Annotated in this window: 1 pseudogene; it reads right to left on the bottom strand. The window is 52.5% G+C overall.

Features of this window, described 5'->3' with window-relative positions:
* Nucleotides 1-236 (bottom strand): annotated as a pseudogene (lysS, locus tag V5P19_RS24510) (lysine--tRNA ligase); the annotation flags it as partial.

Raw genomic sequence — 236 nt, 5'->3', positions numbered from 1 at the left:
CCCCAGCTCTTCTCAACGTGGATGCCGATAGATTCAGCAATCGCTTTTGCAGAGTCGAAGTTGTCCAGATCCGCCATGTCGGTTTCCGGGCGATATTTCTTGATCGCTTCACGCATGGTCAGTTTTTCGAACGGTTTACCGAAGTCCAGCGTCACGTCGCCGTAGGTCACTTCCGTCTTACCGAGAATATCCTGTGCCAGAGTACGGAACAGCGATTCGGTCAGCTCGATCAGATC

Origin of the sequence: Enterobacter sp. UNJFSC 003, assembly GCF_036903355.1 — a bacterium.
Lineage (GTDB): Bacteria > Pseudomonadota > Gammaproteobacteria > Enterobacterales > Enterobacteriaceae > Enterobacter.
Note: the sequence above shows the minus strand (reverse complement) of the source record. Positions and strands in the feature narration are given on the sequence as shown.